The organism is Neisseria sp. P0008.S010 (assembly GCF_051962715.1).
GTDB classification, from domain to species: domain Bacteria; phylum Pseudomonadota; class Gammaproteobacteria; order Burkholderiales; family Neisseriaceae; genus Neisseria; species Neisseria elongata.
Window position 1 is genome coordinate 1 of the sequence record NZ_JBQCVA010000096.1, and the last position, 1,704, is coordinate 1,704.

1 protein-coding gene is annotated in these 1,704 nt (G+C 58.6%); it reads left to right on the top strand.

The genetic code is table 11. From position 1 onward, the window contains the following. Window positions 1-99: 99 nt before the first annotated feature. Window positions 100-1,704: phage tail length tape measure family protein (locus tag ACTHSL_RS12475; RefSeq protein WP_440381642.1), on the top strand; the 1,605-nt coding region annotated here is incomplete at its 3' end.

The window sequence follows — 1,704 nt, forward strand, 5'->3', positions numbered from 1 at the left end:
GGAATGAAGTTATCCCCGCTTCCCCGGATGTGGCGGACATGACGGAGGATGACGTAATGCTGATGACAGTATCAGAAGGGATCGCAGGAGGAGTCCGGTATGGCTGAACCGGTAGGCGATCTGGTCGTTGATTTGAGTCTGGATGCGGCCAGATTTGACGAGCAGATGGCCAGAGTCAGGCGTCATTTTTCTGGTACGGAAAGTGATGCGAAAAAAACAGCGGCAGTCGTTGAACAGTCGCTGAGCCGACAGGCGCTGGCTGCACAGAAAGCGGGGATTTCCGTCGGGCAGTATAAAGCCGCCATGCGTATGCTGCCTGCACAGTTCACCGACGTGGCCACGCAGCTTGCAGGCGGGCAAAGTCCGTGGCTGATCCTGCTGCAACAGGGGGGGCAGGTGAAGGACTCCTTCGGCGGGATGATCCCCATGTTCAGGGGGCTTGCCGGTGCGATCACCCTGCCGATGGTGGGGGCCACCTCGCTGGCGGTGGCGACCGGTGCGCTGGCGTATGCCTGGTATCAGGGCAACTCAACCCTGTCCGATTTCAACAAAACGCTGGTCCTTTCCGGCAATCAGGCGGGACTGACGGCAGATCGTATGCTGGTCCTGTCCAGAGCCGGGCAGGCGGCAGGGCTGACGTTTAACCAGACCAGCGAGTCACTCAGCGCACTGGTTAAGGCGGGGGTAAGCGGTGAGGCTCAGATTGCGTCCATCAGCCAGAGTGTGGCGCGTTTCTCCTCTGCATCCGGCGTGGAGGTGGACAAGGTCGCTGAAGCCTTCGGGAAGCTGACCACAGACCCGACGTCGGGGCTGACGGCGATGGCTCGCCAGTTCCATAACGTGTCGGCGGAGCAGATTGCGTATGTTGCTCAGTTGCAGCGTTCCGGCGATGAAGCCGGGGCATTGCAGGCGGCGAACGAGGCCGCAACGAAAGGGTTTGATGACCAGACCCGCCGCCTGAAAGAGAACATGGGCACGCTGGAGACCTGGGCAGACAGGACTGCGCGGGCATTCAAATCCATGTGGGATGCGGTGCTGGATATTGGTCGTCCTGATACCGCGCAGGAGATGCTGATTAAGGCAGAGGCTGCGTATAAGAAAGCAGACGACATCTGGAATCTGCGCAAGGATGATTATTTTGTTAACGATGAAGCGCGGGCGCGTTACTGGGATGATCGTGAAAAGGCCCGTCTTGCGCTTGAAGCCGCCCGAAAGAAGGCTGAGCAGCAGACTCAACAGGACAAAAATGCGCAGCAGCAGAGCGATACCGAAGCGTCACGGCTGAAATATACCGAAGAGGCGCAGAAGGCTTACGAACGGCTGCAGACGCCGCTGGAGAAATATACCGCCCGTCAGGAAGAACTGAACAAGGCACTGAAAGACGGGAAAATCCTGCAGGCGGATTACAACACGCTGATGGCGGCGGCGAAAAAGGATTATGAAGCGACGCTGAAAAAGCCGAAACAGTCCAGCGTGAAGGTGTCTGCGGGCGATCGTCAGGAAGACAGTGCTCATGCTGCCCTGCTGACGCTTCAGGCAGAACTCCGGACGCTGGAGAAGCATGCCGGAGCAAATGAGAAAATCAGCCAGCAGCGCCGGGATTTGTGGAAGGCGGAGAGTCAGTTCGCGGTACTGGAGGAGGCGGCGCAACGTCGCCAGCTGTCTGCACAGGAGAAATCCCTGCTGGCGCATAAAGATGAGACG